General features: G+C 56.6%; 25 protein-coding genes, 2 tRNA genes and 2 rRNA genes. 9 read left to right on the forward strand and 20 right to left on the reverse strand.

Annotation, left to right across the window (positions count from 1 at the left end; translation table 11 throughout):
• Window positions 1–299: 299 nt before the first annotated feature.
• Genes nqrM through NKJ21_RS26835 form a run of 7 tightly spaced genes read right to left on the reverse strand, consistent with a single transcriptional unit; the run spans window position 300 to window position 6,360 of the window.
• Window positions 300–515 carry a (Na+)-NQR maturation NqrM gene (gene nqrM, locus NKJ21_RS26805; RefSeq protein ID WP_080928699.1) on the reverse strand — a complete coding sequence of 72 codons (216 nt, stop codon included), beginning with the start codon at window positions 513–515 and terminating at the stop codon, window positions 300–302.
• A 2-nt stretch (window positions 516–517) separates the two neighbouring features.
• Window positions 518–1,741: an NADH:ubiquinone reductase (Na(+)-transporting) subunit F gene (gene nqrF, locus NKJ21_RS26810; RefSeq protein WP_008805267.1), complete on the reverse strand. Its 1,224-nt coding sequence runs from the start codon at window positions 1,739–1,741 to the stop codon at window positions 518–520.
• Window positions 1,742–1,753: 12 nt separating this feature from the next.
• The gene (gene nqrE / locus NKJ21_RS26815) at window positions 1,754–2,350 is read right to left on the reverse strand and encodes an NADH:ubiquinone reductase (Na(+)-transporting) subunit E (protein WP_004177335.1); all 597 of its coding nucleotides are present in this window, start codon (window positions 2,348–2,350) and stop codon (window positions 1,754–1,756) included.
• Window positions 2,351–2,356: 6 nt separating this feature from the next.
• A complete protein-coding gene (locus NKJ21_RS26820) occupies window positions 2,357–2,995 on the reverse strand; it encodes an NADH:ubiquinone reductase (Na(+)-transporting) subunit D (protein WP_002889716.1) in 639 nt (212 codons plus the stop codon).
• Window positions 2,988–3,782, reverse strand: coding sequence for a Na(+)-translocating NADH-quinone reductase subunit C (locus tag NKJ21_RS26825; RefSeq protein WP_008805266.1), 795 nt, complete (start codon window positions 3,780–3,782; stop codon window positions 2,988–2,990). The genes NKJ21_RS26820 and NKJ21_RS26825 overlap by 8 nt, the downstream gene beginning before the upstream one ends.
• A complete protein-coding gene (locus NKJ21_RS26830; RefSeq protein WP_012968885.1) occupies window positions 3,775–5,013 on the reverse strand; it encodes an NADH:ubiquinone reductase (Na(+)-transporting) subunit B in 1,239 nt (412 codons plus the stop codon). Before NKJ21_RS26830 ends, NKJ21_RS26825 begins: the two co-directional genes overlap by 8 nt.
• Before the next feature lie 3 nt (window positions 5,014–5,016).
• On the reverse strand, window positions 5,017–6,360 hold the full coding sequence (locus NKJ21_RS26835) for a Na(+)-translocating NADH-quinone reductase subunit A (protein ID WP_012968886.1): 1,344 nt from the start codon (window positions 6,358–6,360) through the stop codon (window positions 5,017–5,019).
• Between the two features lie 411 nt (window positions 6,361–6,771).
• On the opposite strand from NKJ21_RS26835, the gene dpaA reads away from it, so the two are divergent.
• Window positions 6,772–7,512, forward strand: a complete 741-nt coding sequence (gene dpaA, locus NKJ21_RS26840) for a peptidoglycan meso-diaminopimelic acid protein amidase (RefSeq protein WP_008805263.1) — start codon at window positions 6,772–6,774, stop codon at window positions 7,510–7,512.
• On the opposite strand, the gene NKJ21_RS26845 is transcribed toward dpaA, so the two are convergent.
• A complete protein-coding gene (locus NKJ21_RS26845; protein WP_008805262.1) occupies window positions 7,483–8,250 on the reverse strand; it encodes a class II glutamine amidotransferase in 768 nt (255 codons plus the stop codon). The genes dpaA and NKJ21_RS26845 overlap by 30 nt on opposite strands.
• 74 nt (window positions 8,251–8,324) lie before the next feature.
• Window positions 8,325–8,906 carry a D-sedoheptulose 7-phosphate isomerase gene (lpcA, locus tag NKJ21_RS26850; protein ID WP_008805261.1) on the reverse strand — a complete coding sequence of 194 codons (582 nt, stop codon included), beginning with the start codon at window positions 8,904–8,906 and terminating at the stop codon, window positions 8,325–8,327.
• Between the two features lie 239 nt (window positions 8,907–9,145).
• On the opposite strand from lpcA, the gene fadE reads away from it, so the two are divergent.
• The 3 genes from fadE (at window position 9,146) to NKJ21_RS26865 (ending at window position 13,887) form a co-directional block, all read left to right on the forward strand.
• Window positions 9,146–11,590: an acyl-CoA dehydrogenase FadE gene (fadE, locus tag NKJ21_RS26855; protein WP_012968887.1), complete on the forward strand. Its 2,445-nt coding sequence runs from the start codon at window positions 9,146–9,148 to the stop codon at window positions 11,588–11,590.
• Window positions 11,591–11,767: 177 nt separating this feature from the next.
• Window positions 11,768–12,538 carry an amidohydrolase gene (locus NKJ21_RS26860; RefSeq protein WP_016160335.1) on the forward strand — a complete coding sequence of 257 codons (771 nt, stop codon included), beginning with the start codon at window positions 11,768–11,770 and terminating at the stop codon, window positions 12,536–12,538.
• Between the two features lie 248 nt (window positions 12,539–12,786).
• Entirely contained in the window at window positions 12,787–13,887 is a 1,101-nt protein-coding gene (locus NKJ21_RS26865) for an AI-2E family transporter (RefSeq protein WP_012542797.1), read from the forward strand.
• A gap of 28 nt (window positions 13,888–13,915) precedes the next feature.
• On the opposite strand, the gene eamB is transcribed toward NKJ21_RS26865, so the two are convergent.
• Window positions 13,916–14,506, reverse strand: a complete 591-nt coding sequence (gene eamB, locus NKJ21_RS26870; RefSeq protein WP_004204623.1) for a cysteine/O-acetylserine transporter — start codon at window positions 14,504–14,506, stop codon at window positions 13,916–13,918.
• A 103-nt stretch (window positions 14,507–14,609) separates the two neighbouring features.
• Here eamB and NKJ21_RS26875 point away from each other — a divergent pair, with 103 nt between their 5' ends.
• Entirely contained in the window at window positions 14,610–15,491 is an 882-nt protein-coding gene (locus NKJ21_RS26875; RefSeq protein WP_012968890.1) for a LysR family transcriptional regulator, read from the forward strand.
• A 59-nt stretch (window positions 15,492–15,550) separates the two neighbouring features.
• Here NKJ21_RS26875 and NKJ21_RS26880 read toward each other — a convergent pair.
• Both NKJ21_RS26880 and dnaQ read right to left on the reverse strand, forming a co-directional pair.
• Window positions 15,551–15,627 (reverse strand) — tRNA-Asp (locus NKJ21_RS26880).
• A gap of 133 nt (window positions 15,628–15,760) precedes the next feature.
• Window positions 15,761–16,492 carry a DNA polymerase III subunit epsilon gene (gene dnaQ / locus NKJ21_RS26885; RefSeq protein ID WP_004204621.1) on the reverse strand — a complete coding sequence of 244 codons (732 nt, stop codon included), beginning with the start codon at window positions 16,490–16,492 and terminating at the stop codon, window positions 15,761–15,763.
• Window positions 16,493–16,556: 64 nt separating this feature from the next.
• On the opposite strand from dnaQ, the gene rnhA reads away from it, so the two are divergent.
• A complete protein-coding gene (gene rnhA / locus NKJ21_RS26890; RefSeq protein WP_004204620.1) occupies window positions 16,557–17,024 on the forward strand; it encodes a ribonuclease HI in 468 nt (155 codons plus the stop codon).
• Here rnhA and NKJ21_RS26895 read toward each other — a convergent pair.
• The gene (locus NKJ21_RS26895) at window positions 17,021–17,743 is read right to left on the reverse strand and encodes a class I SAM-dependent methyltransferase (RefSeq protein ID WP_012968892.1); all 723 of its coding nucleotides are present in this window, start codon (window positions 17,741–17,743) and stop codon (window positions 17,021–17,023) included. The genes rnhA and NKJ21_RS26895 overlap by 4 nt on opposite strands.
• Before the next feature lie 32 nt (window positions 17,744–17,775).
• Here NKJ21_RS26895 and gloB point away from each other — a divergent pair, with 32 nt between their 5' ends.
• Window positions 17,776–18,531 (forward strand): hydroxyacylglutathione hydrolase, encoded by a 756-nt coding sequence (gene gloB, locus NKJ21_RS26900; RefSeq protein WP_008805253.1) that lies wholly within the window; start codon window positions 17,776–17,778, stop codon window positions 18,529–18,531.
• A gap of 71 nt (window positions 18,532–18,602) precedes the next feature.
• Window positions 18,603–19,970 carry a murein transglycosylase D gene (gene mltD / locus NKJ21_RS26905; RefSeq protein WP_032737077.1) on the forward strand — a complete coding sequence of 456 codons (1,368 nt, stop codon included), beginning with the start codon at window positions 18,603–18,605 and terminating at the stop codon, window positions 19,968–19,970.
• Between the two features lie 59 nt (window positions 19,971–20,029).
• Here the strand turns inward: mltD and NKJ21_RS26910 are convergent, their stop codons facing one another.
• The 3 genes from NKJ21_RS26910 to NKJ21_RS26920 all read right to left on the reverse strand — a co-directional run bounded on the left by NKJ21_RS26910 (window position 20,030) and on the right by NKJ21_RS26920 (window position 22,978).
• Complete coding sequence (locus tag NKJ21_RS26910) at window positions 20,030–20,800, reverse strand: class I SAM-dependent methyltransferase (RefSeq protein WP_008805251.1); 771 nt, start codon at window positions 20,798–20,800, stop codon at window positions 20,030–20,032.
• Window positions 20,801–20,887: 87 nt separating this feature from the next.
• Window positions 20,888–21,685: an endonuclease/exonuclease/phosphatase family protein gene (locus NKJ21_RS26915; protein ID WP_002889629.1), complete on the reverse strand. Its 798-nt coding sequence runs from the start codon at window positions 21,683–21,685 to the stop codon at window positions 20,888–20,890.
• Window positions 21,686–21,787: 102 nt separating this feature from the next.
• Entirely contained in the window at window positions 21,788–22,978 is a 1,191-nt protein-coding gene (locus NKJ21_RS26920; RefSeq protein WP_008805250.1) for an MFS transporter, read from the reverse strand.
• 104 nt (window positions 22,979–23,082) lie between these two features.
• Here NKJ21_RS26920 and yafC point away from each other — a divergent pair, with 104 nt between their 5' ends.
• Window positions 23,083–23,988: a DNA-binding transcriptional regulator YafC gene (gene yafC / locus NKJ21_RS26925; RefSeq protein WP_012968896.1), complete on the forward strand. Its 906-nt coding sequence runs from the start codon at window positions 23,083–23,085 to the stop codon at window positions 23,986–23,988.
• A 45-nt stretch (window positions 23,989–24,033) separates the two neighbouring features.
• On the opposite strand, the gene dkgB is transcribed toward yafC, so the two are convergent.
• From dkgB to NKJ21_RS26945, 4 genes are all read right to left on the reverse strand, one after another.
• Window positions 24,034–24,837: a 2,5-didehydrogluconate reductase DkgB gene (gene dkgB / locus NKJ21_RS26930; RefSeq protein WP_254733368.1), complete on the reverse strand. Its 804-nt coding sequence runs from the start codon at window positions 24,835–24,837 to the stop codon at window positions 24,034–24,036.
• Between the two features lie 163 nt (window positions 24,838–25,000).
• Window positions 25,001–25,077: transfer RNA gene (locus NKJ21_RS26935), tRNA-Asp, on the reverse strand.
• Window positions 25,078–25,134: 57 nt separating this feature from the next.
• A 5S ribosomal RNA gene (gene rrf, locus NKJ21_RS26940) occupies window positions 25,135–25,250 on the reverse strand.
• Between the two features lie 192 nt (window positions 25,251–25,442).
• Window positions 25,443–25,605, reverse strand: a 23S ribosomal RNA gene (locus tag NKJ21_RS26945); the annotation flags it as partial.

Below are 25,605 nucleotides of genomic sequence, written 5' to 3' on the forward strand. Positions count from 1 at the left end.
GTGCGCTCCCTGCGCCATGAGTGACATAACGCAGAAGAAATATTGGGAGCGCAATCTGCCCGGAAATAACACAGAAGTGGTAGCCCTGCTAAGCGCAGCGCGAGCAGGGACATCTCCGGTTGCGCTGTTATTTCGCCGGGTGGCGGCTGGCGCCTGACCCGGCCTACAAAACCGAAGCAGCAGACCCGGCAAGCGCAGCGCCACCAGGCACGGAGCCGCTTTATGCCGGGTGGCGGCTGCGCCTGACCCGGCCTACAAAACTGAAGCAGCAGGTCCGGCATGCGCAGCGCCGCCGGGCATTACAAAATACGCCGCCGCTGACGCTGCGCCTCGCGAGCGAGACGTTTCTTACGCGCGTCGCACGGTTCCGGACAGTCGCAGACTTTCTCCAGCCCCAGCGAGGAGATCCCGCCGCAGCTGCCCTGAATGCTCTTGCGCTTCACCAGGTAGCCCAGCGACATACCGAGGATCACCAGCGCAAAAATCACAAAGGTCGCGACAAATACCGTCAGCATCGTCAGCCTCCAAAGTCGTCGAGCATGATGTTCTCATCTTCGACGCCCAGGTCTTTGAGCATTTTTATCACCGCGGCGTTCATCACCGGCGGCCCGCACATATAGAATTCGCAGTCTTCCGGCGCCGGGTGATCGCGCAGATAGTTTTCATACAGAACATTATGGATAAAGCCCGTATGCCCGGTCCAGTTATCTTCCGGCAGCGGATCGGAGAGCGCGACGTGGAAGGTAAAGTTTGGGTTGTCGCGCGCCAGCTGCTCGAACTCATCATCGTAGAACATCTCGCGCAGCGAACGGGCGCCGTACCAGAAGCTGATTTTGCGCGTGCTGTGCAGCCGCTTAAGCTGATCAAAGATATGCGAGCGCATCGGCGCCATGCCGGCGCCGCCGCCGATAAACACCATCTCAGCGTCGGTCTCTTTAGCAAAGAACTCGCCGAACGGCCCGGAAATCGTCACCTTATCGCCAGGCTTCAGCGACCAGATATAGGACGACATGATCCCCGGCGGGGCATCCGGTACTTTCGGCGGCGGCGTCGCGATGCGCACGTTGAGCATAATGATGCCCTTCTCTTCCGGATAGTTAGCCATCGAGTAGGCGCGCAAGGTCGGTTCTTTCACCTCAGAGACATAGCGGAACAGATTGAATTTGTCCCAGTCTGAACGATATTCATCAGGAATATCAAAGTCGGCATAGGCCACTTTATGCGACGGGCATTCGATCTGAATATAGCCGCCGGCGCGGAACGGCACCGCTTCACCATCAGGCACCCGTAATTTGAGCTCTTTAATGAAGGTGGCTTTGTTATCGTTAGAGATAACCTCGCACTCCCATTTTTTCACGCCGAAAATCTCTTCCGGCAGCTCAATTTTCATATTCTGCTTCACCGCCACCTGGCAGGCCAGGCGGCACCCTTCTTTGGCTTCGCGTTTGGTGATATGCGAAAGCTCGGTCGGCAGAATATCGCCGCCGCCTTCTTTGATGGTCACCCGACACTGGCCGCAGGAGCCGCCGCCGCCGCAGGCGGAAGAGACGAAGATACCGTTGCTGGACAGCGTGTTCAGCAGTTTGTCACCCGCCGGGGTGCGGATCTGTTTATCCGCTTCGTTATTGATCTCAATAACCACGTCGCCCGCGTTCACCAGCTTTGAGCGCGCAGCCAGGATAAGCCCCGACAGCACCAGCACAATCAGCGTGAACATCACGACGCCAAGAATAATTTCCATACTTATTCGCCCTTATAGCTGCACGCCGGAGAAGGACATAAAGCCCAGCGCCATCAACCCGGTGGTGATAAAGGTGATCCCTAACCCGCGCAAGCCGGCGGGCACGTTGGCGTACTTCATTTTTTCGCGGATCCCCGCCATCGCCACGATCGCCAGCATCCAGCCGATGCCGGAGCCGAAGCCGTAGACGATGGATTCCGGGAAGTTGTAATCACGCTGCACCATGAACGACACGCCGCCGAAAATGGCGCAGTTAACGGCGATAAGCGGCAGGAAGATCCCTAACGCGTTATAGAGTGCCGGGAAGTACTTATCGAGGATCATCTCGAGGATCTGCACCAGCGCCGCAATCACCCCGATAAAGGTGATGAAGTTCAGGAAGCTGAGATCTACGCCTTCCACCAGCGCGCCGTCGCGCAGCACCAGGTTATAGACCAGGTTGTTGATTGGCACAGCAAGACCCAGCACCACCGTCACTGCGACGCCGAGGCCGAAGGCGGTGGAGACCTTTTTCGACACCGCGAGGAAGGTACACATCCCGAGGAAGAAGGCCAGCGCCATGTTCTCAACGAACACCGCGCGGACAAACAGGCTAATGTAATGAGCCATCATCGATTACTCCTTTTCCTGCTGCTCAGGCTTCCAGCTACGCAGGGCCCAGATCAGCAAACCGATAATGAAGAAGGCGCTCGGCGCCAGCAGGAACAGGCCGTTCGGCTGATACCAGCCGCCGTTCTGCACCGTCTCCAGCACCGTGATACCGAACAGCTTGCCGCTGCCGATAAGCTCGCGCAGGAAGCCGACGATTATCAGGATCGCGCCGTAACCGAGACCGTTACCGATACCATCCATAAAGCTGGCCAGCGGCGGCGATTTCATGGCGTAGGCTTCGGCGCGACCCATCACGATACAGTTGGTGATGATAAGCCCGACAAATACCGACAGCTGCTTAGAGGTCTCATAAGCGAAAGCCCGCAACAGCTGATCCACCACGATGACCAGCGAGGCGATGATCGCCATCTGCACGATGATGCGCACGCTATTGGGAATATGGTGGCGAATCATCGAGATAAACATGCTGGAGAACGCCGTCACCAGCGTCACCGCAATGGTCATCACGAAGGCGGTTTCCAGTTTAGTGGTTACCGCCAGCGCGGAGCAGACGCCCAGCACCTGCAGGGCGATGGGGTTGTTGGCGATGAGCGGCCCCACCAGCACGCGCTTCACCTCTTTCATATCGCTCTGTTCAGCCATTATTCAGCCCTCCCTCACGCACCTTTTTCAGGAACGGACCAAAGCCCAGTTCGCCCATCCAGAAATCAAAGCTATGCTGCACGCCGTTAGACGTTAGCGTGGCGCCGGATAAACCGTCTACTGCATGCAGGTCACCGGCGCGCGCGCCGCCTTTCACCACCCGGAGTGCCGGCATGCCGTTGTCATCCAGCACCTGCTTGCCAATAAACTGCTGGCGCCAGTTCGGGTTCTCCACTTCGCCGCCCAGCCCCGGGGTTTCCCCCTGATCGTAATAAGTAATGCCTTTCACCGTGCGGCCATCAACGTCCAGCGCCACAAAGGCGTACATCATCGACCACAGGCCATTGCCGTAGATCGGCAGCACCATCTGCTCAATCTGTTGCTGCGCGTCGCGCACCAGATAAATTTCCGCCAGGTTGCTACGCCGCTTAATGCCGGCCGGATCCTGGCTGGCGTCCAGCGCGATGCTCTGCTGCGGATCCTTCAGCGCCTGGGCCTGATTAAATTTTGCCGGGTCTTTCTCCAGCAGCTCGCCGGTCGCCAGATTCACCAGTCGCGGCGAAATGCGCGCCGCGAAGGTTTCCGCTACCGCATCAGCATCCATCCCGGGCTGTATCAGGCCGGCGACGGCCAGGATATTGCGCTGTTTATCCAGCGCCCGCTGCGCCTGCTGGCGGGATTTCAGCCCCACGGCCGAGCCCGCTACCACGATGGAGCAGACCAGACAAAGCACCAGCACCACCAGCAGCGTTTTGCCGATGCTATCGTTACTTTTCTTCTCAGCCACGCGACTTCCTCCGCTTAATATTGGCCTGCACCACCAGGTAATCGAACAGCGGTGCGAAGAGGTTGGCGAAGAGGATCGCCAGCATCATCCCTTCCGGATAAGCCGGGTTCACCACGCGGATCAGCACGCACATCACGCCGATCAGCACGCCGTAACTCCATTTCCCTTTATCGGTAAACGAGGCGGATACCGGGTCCGTCGCCATAAACATCATGCCGAAGGCAAAGCCGCCGAGCACCAGATGCCAGTACCACGGCATCGAGAACATCGGGTTGGTATCGGAGCCGATAACGTTAAACAGGGTGGCGGTGGCGATCATGCCGATCATCACCCCGGCGACGATGCGCCAGGACGCGACGCGGCCAAAGAGAATGATCGCGCCGCCGATCAGGATCATCAGCGTGGAGACTTCGCCAATTGAGCCGGGAATGTTGCCGAGGAAGGCGTCCATCCAGCTCACCGGGATGCCGGTCGCGACGTTAACCAGCGCTTCACCGCCGCCGCTGGCCCACTGGGAGAGCGGCGTGGCGCCGGAGAAACCGTCCGCCGCCGTCCACACGAGATCGCCGGAAATCTGCGCCGGGTAGGCGAAGAACAGGAACGCGCGCCCCGCCAGCGCCGGGTTGAGGAAGTTGCGCCCGGTACCGCCGAAAATCTCTTTGGCGATCACCACCCCAAAGGAGATCCCCAGCGCCGCCTGCCATAGCGGCAGCGTAGGCGGCACAATCAGCGCGAAGAGAATCGAGGTAACGAAAAAGCCTTCGTTGATCTCATGTTTGCGCACAATCGCGAACAGCACTTCCCAGAAGCCGCCGACGATAAAAACGGTGATATAGATCGGCAGGAAGAAGACCGCGCCCAGGGTCATCATGCTCAGCCAGCCGGCGTCAGCGCTGAAGCTGACCCCTAACCACTGGGCGACGCTGTAATGCCAGTTGTTGGCGATCACCTGCTGCAGCTGTTCGGCGCCGTACAGTTTGTGCAGCGCCGGAATGGTCTGCAGCCCAACGTTGTACATGCCCCAGAACATCGCCGGGAATACGGCAAACCACACGAGGATCATCATCCGCTTGAGGTCGATGGCGTCGCGCACGTGCGCCGCGCCGCGGGTGACCTGCCCCGGCGTGTAGAAGATGGTCGCCGCCGCTTCATACAGCGGGTAATATTTTTCCAGCTTGCCGCCATGCGTGAAATGCGGCTCAAGTTTCTCAATCAGGTGCTTTAAGCCCATCTCTTATCCTTCCTGCTCAATCTGGGTTAACACGCTGCGCAGCGCCGGACCGTATTCATATTTGCCCGGACAAACGTAGGTGCAGAGCGCCAGATCTTCTTCATCCAGCTCCAGACAGCCCAGCGCCTGGGCGCTATCGCTATCGCCGGCCAGCAGATCGCGCAGCAATATGGTCGGCAGAATATCCAGCGGCATGACCCGCTCATAGTTGCCAATCGGCACCATCGCCCGCTCGCCGCCGTTAGTATCCGTGGAGAAATGAAAGCGCTTGCGCTTGAAGAAATGGCCTAGCGTAGTGCGGGTAATCGAGAACTTCTCTTTGCCCGGCATCACCCAGCCAAACAGCTCTTTTTCCCGACCTTCGCGAACCACGCTCACCTGCAGATGGAAACGCCCGAGGAAAGCGTGGGGGCCGTGGGCGCGGGTACCGCTAAGTACCGAGCCGGAAATGACGCGGTTTTCCCCCTCCTCCAGCTCGCCCGCCAGCAGATCGTCCAGGCTGGCGCCCAGCGTCGTTTTGACCAGCCGCGGCGACTTCACCTGCGGGCCGCCGAGCGCAATCACCCGTTCGCAGTTCAGCTCACCTTCAAGGAAAAGCTGACCGATAGCGATCGCATCCTGATAATTGAGGTGCCAGACCTGTTTATTCAGGCTCACCGGCTCCAGAAAGTGAATATGGGTTCCCGGCAGCCCCGCCGGGTGCGGCCCGGAGAACTGATTAAAACAGACCTGGCCGGCAGGATGGCCGCCCAGCTTGCCGCCGCTGGGCTGGCAGACATGCACTTTCCCGTCGGTCAGACGCGTGAGCACGGTAAGACCGGCATCGAAGGCGGCACGCTCGGCCAGAATAATCGGCTGCGGCTCCGCCGCCAGCGGATTGGTATCCATGGCGTTGACAAAAATAGCGGCGGGCACGCTGCCCGGGCGCGGCGTTTTACTGAATGGCCGGGTGCGTAGCGCGGTCCACAGGCCCGAGGCCAGCAGCTGCTGCTGTACGGTGTCGCGCGGCAGCTCAGCCAGTGCGTCCGCGGCGTAACGGGTAAAGGCCACCGCGTCATTGCCCTCGATATCAATCACCACTGACTGTAAAACGCGCCGTTCACCGCGGTGGATGGCGCTGACAACCCCGCTCGCCGGGGCGGTAAAGTAGACGCCGGGGGTCTTTTTATCTTCGAACAGGATCTGACCTTTTTTGACCCGATCGCCCTCTTTGACCGCCATAGCGGGACGCATCCCGACGTACTCTTCGCCGAGTAGCGCGACGCGCTTCACCGCTGGCGCAGGAGAGATCTGCTGTAATGGCATGCCAGCTATGGGCAAATCCAGCCCTTTCGTGATTTTAATCATATCGTTAGCAGGTATCCGTAACCTCAACCCCGACGCAGGCCGGGGCCAGCTTATTGACAGAATGGCAGAGAAGAAAGGGCGAAACGGCGCCAGTGGCGCTCATGACGGAAGAGAAGCCTCCTTTCTTACTCTGGTGATGAACCGGCGCAAGTGTAACATTTCGTGAGCGGCGGCTGTAGCGTGAGGGGCAATAAGTGCTTCTAAAATGCGAGCTATTGCGCAAAGTTCTGACTGTGTTTTCGCCGTAAGCGGGTTATAAAGTGAGGCTGAATTGTAAACGCCGCCACGTCGCCCTTGCGAAAAAATGCCGTGATGCTAATGTGAGCGCTCTAAATCCAGAAAACTCTGATTTCGGGTCTCTCTTGCCGTTCTGGCAATGTGGCTATTTTGTTTTATCAAGGAACAAGCAGTATGCGCAAAATCGCATTATTTATTGCGATGCTTCTGTTGCCGTGCGTGTCATTTGCCGGGCTGCTCAGCAGCAATAGCCCGACGACGCCGGTTAGCAAAGAATACAAGCAGCAATTAATGGGTTCACCGGTTTACATTGAGATCTTTAAAGAAGAGCGCATGCTCGACCTTTACGTCAAAATGGGTGAAACCTACCAGCTCCTCGACAGCTATCGGATCTGCAACTACTCCGGTGGCCTCGGTCCGAAACAGCGCCAGGGTGATTTCAAGAGTCCGGAAGGGTTCTATAGCGTCACCCGCAGCCAGCTCAAACCCGACAGCCGCTTCTATAAAGCCATTAACATCGGCTTCCCGAACGCCTACGATCGCGCCCATGGTTATGAAGGGAAATACCTGATGATCCATGGCGACTGCGTCTCAGTCGGCTGCTACGCCATGACCGACAGCGGGATCGATGAGATCTTCCAGTTTGTGACCGGCGCCTTAGTCTTCGGCCAGCCAAGCGTGCAGGTGAGTATCTATCCGTTCCGCATGACCAACGCCAATATGGAACGCCACAAATACTCCTACTATGCGGATTTCTGGAAACAGCTTAAGCCTGGCTATGACTATTTCCAGCAGACCCACAAACCGCCGATTGTGTCAGTGACTGACGGCCGCTATGTGGTAAGCAAGCCGCTCAGCCACGAGGTTGTTCAGCCGCAGCTGGCCTCAAACTACACGCTCCCCGAGACAAAATAACGCCCACTCGCCTGGCATGATCTTGTGCCAGGTTTCATTGGCCGTCAGCGGCTGCGTGGCGATAACCGTGACCACATCGTTGGGTGTGGTCTCGCGTTGAAAGTCGATCTCCACATCCTGGTCCAGCAGTTTTGCCACGCCAAACGGCGCCCGCCGGGTGATCCAGTGCAGATTGGTCGAGCAGAACGCCATCACGTAGCGCCCGTCCGACAGCAGCATGTTGAACACCCCTTTCTCACGCAGTTCACCCGCCAGGGTGGCGATATACTTGAAAACGCCCAGCATATTGCCCGGCGTGCGCGGATAGCGCTCGGTTAAACGGTGCAGCAGCCAGCAAAACGCTTTTTCACTGTCGGTTTCACCTACCGGATGGAAATTACCGGTTTTCAGCGATTTATAGCCTTTGAGCTGCCCATTGTGCGCATAGGTCCAGTTGCGCCCCCACAGTTCGCGGGTGAAGGGATGGGTGTTCTCCAGGGCCACCATCCCGCGATTGGCCTGACGGATATGGGCGACGACGGAACAGGACTTAATCGGGTAATCCTGGACCAGTTTCGCGATCGGCGACTGAAAGCTCGGCTGCGGATCTTTGAATGTGCGACAGCCTTTGCCTTCATAGAAGGTAATGCCCCAGCCGTCTTTATGCGGCCCCGTCCCGCCCCCGCGCTGCACCAGCCCGGTAAAGCTAAAACAGATATCTGTTGGCACATTGGCGCTCATCCCGAGCAGTTCGCACATAGATCACCTCACCCTCACAAATCACGACGGCGCCAAAGCGAGGCCGCCGTCAACAGTACACACTCGCCTGCCTGTTAGCCTTTCACCATCTCTTTTTCGATCAGCATAATCAGGATATGGATCACTTTGATGTGGATCTCCTGGATGCGGTCGGCATAGCCAAAGTGCGGCACGCGTATTTCAACATCGGCGGAACCCGCCATTTTGCCGCCGTCTTTGCCGGTCAGGGTGATCACTTTCATCCCCTGCGCCCGCGCGGCTTCAATGGCCTTGATCACGTTGCCGGAGTTACCTGACGTGGAGATGCCGAGCAGCACATCGCCCGCACGGCCGACGGATTCAACATAGCGGGAGAACACATACTCATAGCCAAAATCATTGCTCACGCAGGAGAGATGGCTGACGTCGGAGATCGCGATGGCCGGGTAACCCGGGCGGTTTTCGCGATAACGACCGGTCAGCTCTTCCGCAAAATGCATCGCATCGCAATGGGAACCGCCGTTACCACAGGACAGCACTTTCCCACCCGCCTTAAAGCTATCCGCCAACAGAACAGCGGCACGCTGGATAGCATGGATATTGGCTTCGTCCTGCAGAAAGTTAGCCAGCGTTTCCGCGGCTTCGTTCAGTTCGTTACGAATAAGATCCTGGTACATGAGGATAATCCTTCAGTATGAGTGGAATAACCCTGGCAGTGTACCGGATAGCCGCCGAAGCGAGAAGCAGCAGGCAGTGTTATCCCCCGCCCTTTTGATTTTATGTGCCGCTTTTGCATACAACAATGTGAGCGAGGTTGTAATTATTTTGTAAACACATTGCTAAATAAAAACGCATGCACTACAACCAATACATCACAAGTGGTCAGACCTCCTACAAGCTCAGGGAGCATTTCTCTATGATGATTTTGAGTATTGTTGCAACCGTCGTTTTACTCGGTGCGCTCTTCTATCACCGGGTCAGCCTGCTGCTCAGCAGTGTGATTTTGCTCGCCTGGACCGCGGCGCTCGGCGCGGCCGGACTGTGGAATATCTGGCTGCTGCTGCCGCTGGCCATTATTTTGTTGCCGTTCAACTTTGCCCCCATGCGTAAATCGATGATTTCCGCACCGGCATTTCGCGCTTTCCGCAAGGTGATGCCGCCGATGTCGCGTACGGAAAAAGAAGCCATCGACGCCGGCACCACCTGGTGGGAAGGCGATCTGTTCCGCGGCAACCCGGACTGGCACAAGCTGCATAACTATCCGCAGCCGCGCCTGACCGCCGAAGAGCAAGCTTTCCTCGACGGCCCGGTGGAAGAGGCCTGCCGGATGGCTAACGACTTCGCCATCACCCACGAAATGGCCGATCTGCCGCCCGAGCTGTGGGCCTATCTGAAAGAGCACCGCTTCTTCGCGATGATTATCAAGAAAGAGTATGGCGGGCTTGAGTTCTCCGCTTACGCTCAGGCACGAGTGCTACAGAAACTTTCTGGCGTCTCCGGCATCCTGGCGATCACCGTCGGCGTCCCAAACTCGCTGGGCCCGGGCGAACTGCTGCAGCATTACGGTACCGAAGAACAGAAGAATCATTATCTGCCGCGTCTGGCGCGCGGCCTGGAAATCCCCTGCTTCGCACTGACCAGTCCGGAAGCGGGCTCTGACGCCGGCGCTATTCCGGATACCGGCGTGGTGTGCATGGGCGACTGGCAGGGTCAACAGGTGCTGGGGATGCGCCTGACCTGGAACAAACGCTATATCACGCTGGCGCCAATCGCCACCGTGCTGGGGCTGGCCTTCAAACTCTCTGACCCGGACCGTTTGCTGGGCGGCGAGGAAGAGCTGGGCATCACCTGCGCGCTGATCCCCACCTCAACGCCGGGCGTGGAAATTGGCCGTCGCCACTTCCCGCTGAACGTCCCGTTCCAGAACGGCCCAACCCGCGGCAAGGATATCTTCGTGCCGATCGATTACATCATCGGCGGCCCGAGCATGGCCGGTCAGGGCTGGCGCATGCTGGTTGAATGTCTGTCCGTGGGCCGCGGCATTACCCTGCCTTCCAACGCCACCGGCGGCCTGAAATCCGTCGCCATGGCGACCGGCGCCTACGCCCACATTCGCCGTCAGTTCAAAATCTCGATCGGCAAAATGGAAGGGATTGAAGAGGCGCTGGCGCGCATCGCGGGTAACGCCTATGTGATGGACGCCGCGGCGTCGCTGATCACCTACGGCATTATGCTCGGCGAGAAACCGGCAGTGCTGTCCGCGATTGTGAAATATCACTGTACCCACCGCGGCCAGCGCTCCATTATCGACGCGATGGATATTACCGGCGGGAAAGGCATTATGCTGGGCGAAGGTAACTTCCTCGCCCGGGCTTACCAGGGCGCGCCGATCGCCATCACCGTTGAAGGCGCAAACATTCTGACCCGCAGCATGATGATCTTCGGTCAGGGGGCTATTCGCTGCCACCCTTACGTGCTGGAAGAGATGGCCGCCGCGCAGAATAACGACCTGAACGCCTACGATAAGCTGCTGTTCAAACACATCGGCCATGTCGGCAGTAACAAAGTCCGGAGTTTCTGGCTGGGCCTGACCGGCGGACGCACCAGCAGCGCGCCGACCCGTGACGCCACCCGTCGTTACTATCAGCAAATGAACCGTCTGAGTGCCAACCTCGCGCTGCTGTCAGACGTGTCGATGGCGGTACTGGGCGGCAGCCTCAAGCGTCGCGAACGTATCTCCGCGCGTCTGGGGGATGTGTTAAGCCAGCTGTATCTGGCCTCGGCGGTGCTGAAACGCTATGACGATGAAGGACGCAATGAAGCCGATCTGCCGCTGGTTCACTGGGGAGTGCAGGATGCGCTGCACCAGGCTGAACAGGCCATCGACGATCTGCTGAAAAACTTCCCCAACCGTCTGGTGGCAGGTGCGATGCGTGTGGCCATCTTCCCGACCGGGCGTCATCATCATGCGCCGTCGGATAAGCTGGACCATAAAGTCGCTAAAATTCTGCAGGTGCCCAGCGCCACTCGCTCCCGCATCGGTCGCGGTCAGTACCTGACGCCGAGCGAGCATAACCCGGTTGGTCTGCTGGAAGAGGCCCTGCTGGAAGTGATGGCGGCCGATCCTATCCACCAGCGGATCTGCAAAGAGTTGGGTAAAAACCTGCCGTTCACCCGTCTGGATGAGCTGGCACACAACGCGCTGGCCAAAGGATTAATAAATCAGGAAGAAGCCGCTATTCTGACCCGCGCAGAGCACAGTCGCTTGCGCAGCATCAACGTCGACGACTTTGCGCCAGAGGAGCTGGCGACAAAGCCGGTAAAGCTGCCGGAAAAAGTTCGCAAAGTTGAAGCCGCATAATAAAACAATCACCACATCACACGCCGGGCGGGGAATTTTCCCCGCCTTTTTTTCGTCCCCCCTCCTCCGTGGCTTCTGTGAGTAGCATTTTTTTAACAAAATATTCCGCTGACCGCCGCGAGGCTGATATGGTGTTACAGTTAACCTAACCCCCTCATGAGAATGGAGTTGACCATTGTGCCTGGCCTGAAAATTACGCTGTTGCAACAACCGCTGGTCTGGATGGACGGCCCTGCCAACCTGCGCCATTTTGATCGCCAACTGGAAGGGATTATTGGGCGCGATGTCATTGTTTTACCGGAGATGTTCACCACCGGCTTTGCCATGGAAGCGGCAAAACAGTCTTTACCCGAAGCCGACGTGGTGGAGTGGATGCATGCCCGGGCCGCGCAAACCCAGGCGCTGATTGCCGGCAGCGCAGCGCTGCAAACCGAACACGGCGCTGTTAACCGCTTCCTGCTGGTCGAGCCCGACGGTACGGTGCACCATTATGATAAACGGCACCTGTTCCGTATGGCCGATGAACACCATCATTATGAGGCTGGTGACCGACGCGTGGTCTTTGAATGGCGCGGATGGCGTATCCTGCCGCTGGTCTGTTACGACCTGCGCTTTCCGGTATGGTCGCGTAATCTGAACGACTATGATTTGGCGCTGTATGTTGCCAACTGGCCGGCGCCGCGCTCCCTGCACTGGCAGTCGCTGCTGGTCGCCCGCGCTATCGAGAACCAGGCCTATGTCGCCGGCTGTAACCGGGTCGGTACTGACGGTAACGGCCATCATTACCGCGGCGATAGCCGGATTATCAGTCCCCAGGGGGAGATTGTCGCCACTGCCGATCCGCATCAGGCCACCCGTCTTGATGCCGAATTGTCGCTGGCTGCCCTCCAGGAATATCGCGAAAAATTTCCCGCCTGGCGCGATGCCGATCCTTTTACCCTCGGTTAATCTCCCTCCGCTTTCTTCCTCATTCAGCAGGTAAAGAAAGCGGGAATTCGCCCGCCAGCGCACCGCAGAATATTTGCCGGGCGCCATTCATTTCTGTTCTACACTCATTAAAAGCCCCCACAACCAAATGGGCGGAGATCACCTTCAACTCACTTCTGCGTTGTAAATCATGAATTTTCTGTTGCTGGCGTGTTTTGTTAAACAACGCTGAGCGTTGGCGTAAGAATATTATGTGAGCGTAAAAGAAAATGGATAATAATAATCTGCTGTTGATTGAAAAACGGCTGGTCACCCGCTTTCTCGATATGTTTATTCGGTTTGGGCTTATTCTGGCGCTGGCCTCATTCTGTTTTACCGTCTTTTCTCCCTTTATCAATATGATGCTCTGGGCGCTGATCCTCGCCGTGGCGCTCTATCCCTTACATCAATATTTTGCCGGATTGTTAGCGGGCAAACAGGGACTGGCGTCAGTGGTGCTGGTGTTGTTAGGTATTTTACTGATCGTCATCCCCACGGTGCTGATGATCACCTCGCTGGCGGAAAGCGCCAGCGCCATGATAGACAAGATGGGCAGCCAGAGCTTTACCATTCCCCCGCCCTCCTCGCGCATTGCCGCGTTACCGATCATTGGCGAACGGCTTAGCGCCCTGTGGATGAGAGCTTCCGTCGATCTCCCGGGACTGCTCAGTAATTACCGCTCGCAAATCGGCGACATTGCCAAACAGTTTCTCAGTATTTTGGCCAGCATGGGCGGCGGGCTGATTGGCTTTATTATTTCGTTTATCGTCTCGGGAATTATGATGGCCTGGGGCGCAGCGGGCGCCATCAGCGCCCAGCGTATTGCCATCCGTATTACCGATGAAAATAAAGGCGTGACCCTCACCCGCCTGTGCACCAGCACCATCCGCGCGGTCGCCCAGGGCGTCATCGGGGTGGCATTGATCCAGGCGCTGCTGGTCGGCGTGATCATGCTGATGGCCAGCATTCCCGCCGTCGGGATCTTCTTTATTCTGGCCCTGATCCTCGGCATTGCCCAGGTGCCGGTGATCCTGGTGACGGCCCCGGCCATTGCGCTAATGTGGAGTCTCGGCACCCACAGTACCGGCATGGATATCTTCTACACCATCCTGCTGATCGTCGCCGGCATGGCCGATAACGTCCTCAAACCTCTGCTGCTGGGGCGCGGAGTCGACGCGCCAATGCCGGTAGTGCTGCTGGGCGCCCTCGGCGGAATGGCCTCTAACGGCATTCTCGGTATGTTTCTCGGCGCCACCCTGCTGGCCATCGGTTATCGGATCTTCATGACCTGGGTAAATGAAGGGCAACCCGCCCTGCCGCAGGATAAATAACCTCAAGGGAGCGTTACGCTCCCTTAATTCATTCCATAAACATTCGTACCGCGCACCAGACCAGCAGCAGCGCCAGCAGCAGATTTAACCCTCTTCCATGGCGTTCGAACACCGGCTGAAACAGATGACCGGCCAGCGCCCAGCAAAGATTGCCGGCAACGCCTATTACTGATAGCAACAGGCTTATCATCACCAGCCAGAATGGCTCGCGAGTCACTGGCAGAACAAAGGTCGACAGGGCCGTGATGCCGTACAGGATAATTTTTACATTCACAAACTGCAGCCCCAGGCTGGCCCAGAAGCTGACAGGCCGCTCCTCCTGCCCACCGCTGGCCGGGTCGCTGCGGGCAATGTGCCAGGCCAGCCACAGGATATACCCTGCGCCGACCCAGCGTAGCAGGGAGGTTATCCCCTCATCCAGGGTAACGAGAGTGAACGTCAGCCCGGCACAAATCAGCATGATGATCACAAACCCCAGGCTCATGCCGGCCAGAACCCGCATGCTCCGTCGAAAGCCGTGCGCGGTGACGCTGCTCAGCGCCAGAATATTATTCGGCCCGGGCGTCAGGGCGGTGATCAGGGTGTAAGTTAAAAAGGCGCTAATCAGGGTAGGTGTCACGTGTTTTCTCCTCTTGACTGGCAGACAGTACCCGAAGCTGATAATTTAAAAAAATGAATGTTTTTTCATTCTGAATTCGAGAATGTCGATATAAAGAGGAAATATGGATCTGCGACGCTTTATCACCTTCAAAACGGTTGTCGAAGAAGGATCCTTTCTGCGCGCCTCGCAGAAACTGTGCTGCACCCAGTCCACCGTAACCTTTCATATCCAGCAGCTTGAGCAGGAGCTTGCCATCCCGCTGTTTGAGAAAATTGGCCGACGGATGTGTCTCACCGCCGCCGGTAAAAATGTCCTGCCGCACGTCTACGACTTGACCAAAGTAATGGCGTCGATTCGCCAGGCGGCGCGCCAGGACGATGAACCCGGCGGCGAACTTCGCGTCGCCACTGGTGAAACCCTGCTGGCGTACAAAATGCCGCCGGTGCTGCAGCGTTTTAAGCAACGCGCCCCGAAGGTCCGCCTGTCACTGCAGTCACTCAATTGCTACAGCATCCGTGATGCGCTGCTCGCTGACGAAGTCGACCTGGGGGTGTTTTACCGGGTTGGCAACGATGATGCGCTCACCATGATGGAACTTGGCCCGCAGCCGCTGGCGCTGGTCGCGTCAGTCGATCAGGCGCCGGTCGACTTCCTGCGCCCGCGGCAGCATATCCCATTGAGCTTTATCATCAACGAACCCCAGTGCGTGTTCCGGCAGATTTTTGAAAGTACCCTGCGCCAGCGCGGCATTACCATGGAGAACACCATCGAACTGTGGAGTATTGAAAGCATCAAGCAGTGCGTGGCGGGCAATCTTGGGGTGAGCTTCCTGCCGCGCTTTGCGGTAGAGGAGGAACTCAAACGCGGGACGCTGGTCGAGCTGCCGTTCAGCGAGACGCCGCTGACGATCCATGCGCTCTGCGCCCATCACGCCGGGAAAGCAATCAGTCCGGCGATGCGGGTATTCATGCAGTGTATGCAGGAGGAACAAGAGGCGCGCTGAAATTCGGCGACGAAAACGACGAAAGCCTGAATCATTGCTGATTCAGGCTTTCTTAATAGTGGCGGAACGGACGGGACTCGAACCCGCGACCCCCTGCGTGACAGGCAGGTATTCTAACCGACTGAACTACCGCTCCGCGTTGTTGTTCCGTTGGGAACGAGGCGAATATTACGGATTCCCCTCTACCCCGTCAACGCTTTTTCTACCGTTTTGAATCGTTTGCTGCAAAAATCGCCCAACCGCCTACTTTTAATCCATTTTAGTGGTTATCAGGCACGCCACAGGCAGCTTCCGCCTTTCTTTTGTACCAGATCGAGGCGGGATTCATGGTTCACCAGTTCTTCATCAGAGGCATAAACTACCCGTAACTGGCTGGCGGCGCGGACGACGCGCTGAATGCCCATCTCTCCCGCCTGCTGCTGGCTTTCGCCTTCCATAGAGAACGCCATCGACGTCTGGCCGCCGGTCATCATCAAATAGACATCGGCAAGGATCTGGGCATCGAGTAATGCCCCGTGCAGCGTACGCTTGCTGTTATCTATTTCGTAGCGCGAACATAACGCATCCAGACTGTTGCGCTTGCCGGGGAACATTTTCCGCGCCAGCGCCAGACTGTCGGTGATTTTACAAAAGGTCTCGGTTTTTCCAATGCCGCGGTTCAGCTTACCGAACTCATAATCCATAAAGCCGATATCGAACGAGGCGTTATGGATCACCAGCTCCGCGCCGCGGATGTAATCCATAAACTCATCAGCCACGTCGGCAAAGGTGGGTTTGTCCAGCAGGAACTCATCGGCGATCCCGTGCACGCCGAATGCTTCAGGATCCACCAGCCGATCGGGCTTCAGATAGACATGGAAATTGTTACCGGTCAGGCGGCGGTTGATCACCTCCACGGCGCCGATCTCGATAATCTTGTGTCCTTCGTAGTGCGCCCCGATCTGGTTCATACCGGTGGTTTCGGTATCGAGAACAATCTGGCGCGTAATTGCAGTGCTCATAGCGGTCATTTATGTCAGACTTATCGTTTACAAATCGATTTCAATTACAGGAAGTCTACCAGAGATGCTCAAACAGGTAGAAATTTTCACCGACGGCTCTTGCCTGGGAAATCCAGGACCCGGCGGTTACGGCGCCATCATGCGCTACCGCCAGCACGAAAAAACCTTTAGCGCCGGCTACCGTCTGACCACCAATAACCGCATGGAACTGATGGCGGCAATCGTCGCTCTCGAAGCGTTAAAAGAGCATTGTGAGGTGGTGCTCAGCACCGACAGCCAGTATGTCCGCCAGGGGATCACCCAGTGGATCCACAACTGGAAAAAGCGCGGCTGGAAAACGGCAGAGAAAAAACCGGTAAAGAATGTCGACCTCTGGCAGCGGCTGGATGCTGCGCTTGGCCAGCATAAGATCAAATGGGAGTGGGTGAAGGGCCACGCCGGCCATCCAGAAAACGAACGCTGCGACGAGCTGGCCCGCGCGGCGGCCTCCCATCCCACTCAGGACGACATCGGTTACCAACCGGAGAGCTAATTCTGCCCCTTGCGCCACTGCCGGGTGGCGCCGACTGCCGGCCGCAGCTGGGTTTTCGCTTTACCGGATTTCATCGGATTGAGCGTCAGCGGAATGGTCCGTTTGCGGGCGACAATCAATTGCAAACAGCCCAGCGCCGGCAGATGGGTGCTCAGCAGTTTGCCGCCGTGGCGCGACCAGGGTAAAACCTGGTAACGCCCATAATGCAGCACTTCAAAGTTGAGTAGCGACAGCCAGTCCAGCTGGCGCATCAGCGTAAACATACGGCTATTATAAGGCGTACCGTTGCGCAGGAGCGGCACCAGCTTACGCAACCCCATCAGGCTGACCGGATTAAACCCGGTCAGGATCATCCAGCCATCATCGATCAGTACACGATCGGCTTCCCGCAGCAGACGATGCGGATCGCTACACCACGGCAGGGTGTGCGCCAGCAGGCAGGCGTCGACGGACTTTTCGGCAAAGGGTAAATGCAGCGGATCGGCCCGAACCTGCATCGGATTTCCTGCCAGCGAGACATTGACCTGGTGCGAGATGGCGCAAGCTTCAGTATTGATTTCCGCGCTCAGATTGCCAATCTTAAGCAGATGAAAGCCATATAATTTAGCCAGCCACGGTTTCATCTGCTGCTCCAGCGTTTCGCGATAGTATTCGCCCCACGGCATACTGGACCAATGCTCAGGCGCTGTCACTGTGTGAGGTATCCTTGCCGGCTTCATTGCCACCTTCCGCTACGCTTTAGAGGTAATTTATGAATCTTATCAGTATTCCCGCGTTTCAGGACAACTACATCTGGGTTCTCAGTGAGAATAACGGCCGCTGCATCATCGTTGACCCAGGCGAAGCCGCGCCGGTTCTGGCGGCCATTGAGGAAAACCAATGGCAGCCCGAAGCCATTTTACTAACCCATCACCATCAGGATCACGTCGGCGGCGTAAAACAATTACGTGAAAAATTCCCTTCTATAGTGGTTTACGGGCCGGCGGAAACCCAGGATAAGGGAGTCACTCAGGTGGTAGGCGATGGCGATCGGCTGTCAATTCTCGGGCACGATTTTTCCATTTTCTCTACGCCAGGTCACACATTAGGACATATCTGTTACTACAGCGAACCTTATCTGTTCTGTGGCGACACAATGTTCTCCGGCGGCTGCGGAAGGCTCTTCGAAGGTACTGCAGAGCAGATGTATCAATCATTTATGAAAATTAACGCCCTTCCTGAAGAAACCCTCATATGTTGCGCACATGAATATACGTTAGCGAATATGAAGTTTGCATTGAGTATCCTGCCAGATGATAGGGACATAAACGATTACTATCATAAAGTTAATGAGTTACGTGCAAAAAAACAAAAAACACTACCCGTAACTCTGAAAAATGAGCGTCGTATAAATTTATTTTTACGCGTAAATGATATTGATTTAATTGATAAAATTAACCAAGAAACAAATTTGCAACACTCTGTGGCGCGATTTGCATGGTTAAGGTCAAAGAAAGACGACTTCTGATATTTAATTCTTGTCATCGGCCAACTTCGCCGTTATCCTTGGTCGTCTTTTAAGCAACTATTGACACACACATGAAGGCACGAGCGATATTACTCGCCTCTGTCCTGCTGGTGGGGTGCCAGGCGTCTAAGCACGATGGCACCGTCGAACAGCGAGCACAGAGCCTTTCTGCGGCTGGTCAAGGGGAAGCAGGTAAGTTCACAAGTCAAGCGCGCTGGTTAGATGATGGAACCTTCTACGCGCAAGACCAGGATCTGTGGACTTCCATAGGCGACGAGCTAAAGATGGGAATACCGGATAACCCCCGGATTCGCGAACAGAAACAGAAGTACTTAAGAAATAAGAGCTATCTCCACGATGTAACTTTACGGGCAGAGCCGTATATGTACTGGATAGCCGGGCAGGTTAAGAAACGTAACATGCCAATGGAACTGGTATTACTACCCATAGTGGAGAGCGCTTTTGACCCACACGCGACGTCTGGCGCCAATGCCGCAGGCATTTGGCAGATCATTCCGAGCACAGGGCGCAATTATGGTTTAAAACAGACCCGCAGTTACGATGCGCGTCGTGACGTCGTCGCATCTACTACCGCGGCGCTGGACATGATGCAACGTCTGAACAAAATGTTCGACGGCGACTGGTTATTAACGGTCGCAGCCTATAACAGCGGCGAAGGTCGGGTCATGAAAGCAGTAAAAGCGAACCGTTCGCGTGGTAAACCCACCGATTTCTGGTCGCTGTCTCTGCCGCATGAAACGAAAATCTACGTACCGAAAATGCTGGCGTTGAGCGACATTCTCAAAAACAGCAAGCGTTACGGCGTAAAGCTGCCTACGGCCGATGAAAGCCGTGCGCTGGCGCGCGTTCGCCTCGACAGCCCGGTTGATATTTCTCAGCTCGCGGACATGGCAGGAATGCCGGTCAGCAAACTGAAAACCTTCAACGCTGGCGTAAAGGGGTCAACGCTGGGCGCTAGCGGGCCAAAGTACGTCATGGTGCCACAGAAGCACGCCGCTCAGCTGCGTGAATCGCTGGCCTCTGGCGACATTGCCGCCGTGCAGCCAACGCAGCTCGCGGACAATACGCCGCTGACCAGCCGTAGCTATAAGGTACGCTCTGGCGACACGATTTCCGGGATTGCTTCGCGTCTCGGCGTCACGACCCGGGATTTGCAGCAGTGGAACAATCTGCGCGGTTCAGGGTTAAAAGTCGGGCAGAATCTGGTTGTCGGCGCAGGTAGCAGCGCACAGCGCCTGGCGAACAACAGCGATAGCATCACCTATCGTGTTCGCAAAGGTGATTCGCTGTCGAGCATCGCCAAGCGTCACGGTGTTAATATTCGCGACGTGATGCGCTGGAACAGCGATACCGACAATCTGCGGCCTGGCGATCAGCTAACGCTGTTTGTGAAAAACAGCGATCGACCAGAGTCCTGATACGTCAGGGTTCGATAAAAAGGCACCGACTTCCCCCGGTGCCTTTTTTGTTGCCCGTATTAAACCGCTTTATGCGCTTCGAACAGGATGGTATCGCTGGTAAACGACCCGTCCTGCTGTAATTCGAAGTAGGCTTTGACCTCCGCCGAAGCGCTCTGCTGATATAAGCGAATCGCTTCTACCAGCGCCTCTGGGGTGCGCATCCGCGCCACCCATGAGCTGAACTCCAGCGGCAGGCGATCGGTCGATAAATGATTAATCACCAGGCCTGCGTCATTGGCCAGCGCCAGCCACTCGCCGCTGGAATAATTACGCACGTGCGAGGTATCGCGCAGCGCTTCCACGGTCTGCAACCAGACATCACGTACCGGATGACCCGGCGACATCACGTCCATTATGATCATCACCCCGCCCGGCTTGAGAACACGTTTCACCTCACGCAGCGCCTGGCCGACATCATGCCAGTGGTGCGCGGAGTAGCGGCTAATCACCACATCAAAGCTGGCATCAGCGAACGGCAGCGTTTCAGCATATCCCTGCTGGGTCACGATATTGCTAAAGCCTTTCTCTTTTGCCGCCGCGGTAACCACTTCCAGCATCTGGCTTGATAAATCATAGGCGGTCACCTCGGCAACCTGTCCCGCCGCGGTAAAGCTGGCGTGCCCTGCCCCGCAGCCCATATCCAGCACTTTCGCCTGAGGGAAATCGGCCAGCCGTTCAGCCAGCCGCTGCAGATCGCGCCCGGAGGCGTGCACGGCGCTGGTCAAATAGGCGCTGGCCTGGGAGCCGAACTGCTTTTCGACGTTGTCATGGTGAGAGCGTGTTGTCATTGTGTTGTCCTTCGGTTGTGTGAGTAATTTAGGGCAGCATCGTGCTGAACGCAGACCTGCCCGATGGCAGGCCTGACATACCTTAAATTAATCAGGCTTGCCGGGACTGAATTCGACTAGTAGCGGGTTGTGATCGGAGGCGCGGGTCACCAGCACGGAAGCATCGTGCACGCTTAACCCACGATAGAACACAAAATCGAGCGGACGACCAAACGCACGGCGGCGCTGATCGTCAGAGAAACGAACTTCGCGTAACGACATCTCACGCGCAAAGCGGTACAGCGCGTTCATTCGCGGCCGGCTCCAGGCATTGAAGTCCCCGGCCATGATCACCGGCCCGCTGTGATGGGCGATCTGATCGCCGATCGGCAGCAACTGCTTGCTGTAGACATCGACGCCAAGGCTAAAGTTGACCGCATGGATGTTGACCACCATCAGCAGCCGCGCATCGGGCAGCGGATAAACGGTCACTAACGCCGATTTCGGCAATCGCAAAATAGGCTCGCGCTCGCGCAGCGGACAGCAATAGATGGGGTGAGCGGAGGCCAGCGTCATCACGCCGGAAGGATGCTGCGGCAATACCAGCGCCGGCACCTGATCGGCGGCCAGATAGTTTGAAGTCGCGAACCTGACCAGTTCTGGGGTAGTTTGCGCCTCCTGCAACAGGACCAAATGCGCATCTTTGCCGAAATTTTTGAGGACCGACTGCCACTCTGCGCGCTGCTGCTTGAAGATATTCCATACCAGCACGCGGATCTTTTCATCGCTGCTTAACGGCGTGCCGGCAGGATAAACCGGACTGACGCCCGCAAACGCCCCCGGAGGCAATATCCTCTCCGCAGGTTGTCCGGCGACGTAGCGCATGGCATAGGTATTCTTTCGCAATTTGGGCATCAATCCTCAATAACAGAAACCAGCCCAACAACGACTGGTTCTTCTGTTATAGGGATTTTCCCATCCACTTTCAATGCAATTTGCGATAAACCCTTAGCCTTCGAGAGAAACCGCTGTCGAACGGCGCGGCGATTTATCTAAACGACCGCTCAGCATCACCAACAGCAGGGCGACCAGCACAATCACCGCACCAATCCACGGCGTCTGCGCCAGACCATACCGTTCAACCGTCTGCCCGCCGACGATGGACCCCAGCGCAATACCAATATTGAAGGCGGCAATATTGAGACCGGAAGCGACGTCGACGGCGCCAGGCGTATACTGTTCGGCTTTTTGCACCACGTATACCTGCAGACCCGGCACGTTGCCGAAGGCGAAAATACCCATTACCAGCACCGTTGCCAGCGCAGCATAGTGGATGCTGGCGGTCAACTGGAAGACCAGCAGCAGCACAACCAGCGCGGCGAAGATAAACTTCAGCGCGGAGACGGCGCCATGCTTATCGGCCAGTTTGCCTCCCCACACATTGCCAATAGCGACCGAGACACCGTAGCCCAACAGGATCCAGCTAACCGCAGACGGACTGAAACCGGCCAGCTCCTGCATCATCGGAGCAAGAAAAGTAAAGGCGGTAAATACGCCGCCATAGCCCAGCGCGGTAATGGCGTAGATCATCAGCAGGCGAGGATGAGTTAAGACTTTCATCTGATCGCGCAGGCTGGCGCTGGCGCGGCCCGGAATATTATTCGGCACCAGAAGCAGACTGCTGATAAGCGCAATCACGCCCAGAATCGATACCGCGAGGAACGTTTCCCGCCAGCCAAAATGCTGACCGATGAAAGTCCCGAACGGCACCCCGGTGACCAGCGCGACCGTCAGGCCGCCGAACATAATAGCGATAGCTGAGGCGGCTTTCTCTTTTGCCACCAGGCTGGTGGCGATTGTCGAGCCAATAGAGAAGAACACGCCGTGTGCCAGACCGGTCAGCAATCGCGCCAGGATCAGCGTTTCATAGCCCGGGGCCTGCCAGGCCAGCACATTACCCGCCGTAAACAGGACCATCAACGCCAGCAGCAGCTGTTTACGCGGCATACGCCCCGTTAACGCCGTCAGCACCGGAGCGCCAATCGCCACGCCCAGCGCGTAGATAGAGACCAGCAGTCCCGCCGAAGGCAGAGAGATAGAGAGTTGTTGCGCGATAGTCGGGACCAGGCCGACAATCACAAATTCAGTGGTGCCAATCGCGAAGGCACCGATAGTTAAGGCAAATAGCGCCAGTGGCATAATTTACTCCGTAGCATCAGGATTAAGATGACACGTAGTATGAAGGGTTGTATAAATAACAAAAACTATCAAAGTATCAATAGAATTTTGCTACAGGTGCAATAATGAGAGCCACATCAGAGGAGATCGCCATCTTTGTGGCGGTGGTGGAAAGCGGAAGTTTCAGCCGGGCGGCCGAGCAGCTCGGACAGGCCAACTCTGCCGTCAGCCGGGCGGTCAAGAAGCTGGAATCAAAGCTAGGCGTAAGCCTGCTCAATCGGACCACCCGCCAGCTCAGTCTGACGGAGGAAGGCGAGCGCTATTTTCGCCGGATGCAGGTGGTCTTGCAGGAAATGGCGGCAGCAGAGAATGACCTGCTGGAAACGCGCACAACGCCGCGGGGCCTGCTGCGGGTGGATGCCGCGACGCCGGTGATGCTGCATTTTCTCATGCCGCTGGTGAAGCCATTTCGCGAGCGCTACCCGGAAATGACGCTGTCGCTCGTCTCTTCAGAGACGTTTATTAACCTGATTGAACGAAAAGTGGATGTGGCCATTCGGGCCGGGACCTTAACGGATTCCAGCCTGCGCGCCCGACCGCTATTTACCAGCTATCGTAAGATCGTCGCCTCGCCAGACTATGTCGCGCGCTACGGTATGCCGCAGCATCCGTCAGATCTGAAACAGCATCACTGCCTCGGGTTCACCGAGCCGGTATCGCTGAATACCTGGCCGGTCTCCTGTTGCGATGGTCAGCTGTTAGAGATCGAATCGGCGGTGTCCTCCAATAGCGGCGAAACGCTCAAGCAGCTGTGCCTGACCGGTAACGGCATAGCCTGTTTGTCGGATTATATGGTGGATAAAGAGATTGGCCGTGGGGAGTTTGTGGAGTTACTTGCCGACAAACGCTTGCCGGTGGAGATGCCATTCAGTGCGGTGTACTACAGCGACCGGGCGGTCAGCACGCGCATCAGGGCATTTATTGACTTTCTAAGTGAGCACGTCAAACAGCTCCCGAAGGAGCTGTCGTAATATCGTCTCAGACGGCAGTGCGAACGGCATGCCGAAAGCGGGAGATTAATCCCACTGTGGAGCCAGACCTTCCGGACTCACCAGACGATCGTTGCAGTCGAGTGCGGCGATCGCTTTACGATCTTCATCATCCAGCTGCAGATCCTGCGCTTTCAGGTTGCTGGCCAGGTTGTCACGTTTGGTGGACGATGGGATAACCGCATAGCCTTCGCCCATCGCCCATGCCAGGATAACCTGCGCTGGGGTCGCACCATGTTTCGCCGCGATGCGGGCAATCACTTCATCTTTCAGTGCATTACCGTAGGCCAGCGTCATGTAAGAGGTGATATGGATGCCGTGCTCACGCGCCCAATCGACCACTTTACGGTTTTGCAGATACGGCGAGAGCTCAATCTGGTTAGTCGCGATATTCTCAGCGCCAACGGCGGCAATCGCGCGCTCCATCAGTGGAATAGTGAAGTTGGAGATACCGATCTGACGGGTCAGCCCCAGCTTCTTCGCTTCCATCAGGGCTGCCATAAACTCTTCAACAGCTACCGCATCGTTCGGTGACGGCCAGTGGATCAGCGTGAGATCAACATAGTCAGTGCGCAGCTTCTGCAGGCTCTCTTTCAGGCTGGCGATGAGTTTGTCTTTGCTCAGGTTTTCGATCCAGATTTTGGTCGTGATGAACAGCTCATCACGCGGCACGCCGCTTTCGGCGATGGCCTGACCCACCGCGGCTTCGTTGTCATAGATTTGCGCGGTGTCGATAGCACGATAGCCCAGCTCCAGCGCGGTTTTTACGGATGCGATAACAACATCATCTTTCAGACGGAAGGTGCCAAGACCAAATGCAGGGATTGCCATGATTTTCCTCGTTATTTCTTCATTTCGGTTAACGGATGAAATTATGGCTGATGGTGTGGAGGAGAAAAAGAGCGATTAATGCAGAGGATTTTTGCTGAATTAGCAATAATAGAGAACAATCAAACAAAAAAGCCCTGAGCAAATGCTCAGGGCTCTTAATAAGTGGCGGAACGGACGGGACTCGAACCCGCGACCCCCTGCGTGACAGGCAGGTATTCTAACCGACTGAACTACCGCTCCACCGAATTTCTTCGCTTTATTACCACCGGTTGTCACCCCGGCTTACTGCAATTTGATGCCTGGCAGTTCCCTACTCTCACATGGGGAGACCCCACACTACCATCGGCGCTACGGCGTTTCACTTCTGAGTTCGGCATGGGGTCAGGTGGGACCACCGCGCTAGTGCCGCCAGGCAAATTCTTTGTGCTCGTCCTGTGTCTTTTGCGCTCATACTGCGTTGGCTGCTCTCGCGAATGTCAGTCACATACTTATGTATGCTCCTTCCATCGCCTCGTTTGCCGCCTTGTCTCAGCGCAAAATCCTTCGGACTCTGAATCAGAGCTGAAAATCTTCTCTCAAATCCGCCAAAACAGCTTCGGCGTTGTAAGGTTAAGCCTCACGGTTCATTAGTACCGGTTAGCTCAACGCATCGCTGCGCTTACACACCCGGCCTATCAACGTCGTCGTCTTCAACGTTCCTTCAGGAGACTTATAGTCTCAGGGAGAACTCATCTCGGGGCAAGTTTCGTGCTTAGATGCTTTCAGCAC

Source organism: Klebsiella sp. SWET4 (assembly GCF_024296565.1).
Taxonomy (GTDB): domain Bacteria; phylum Pseudomonadota; class Gammaproteobacteria; order Enterobacterales; family Enterobacteriaceae; genus Klebsiella; species Klebsiella variicola.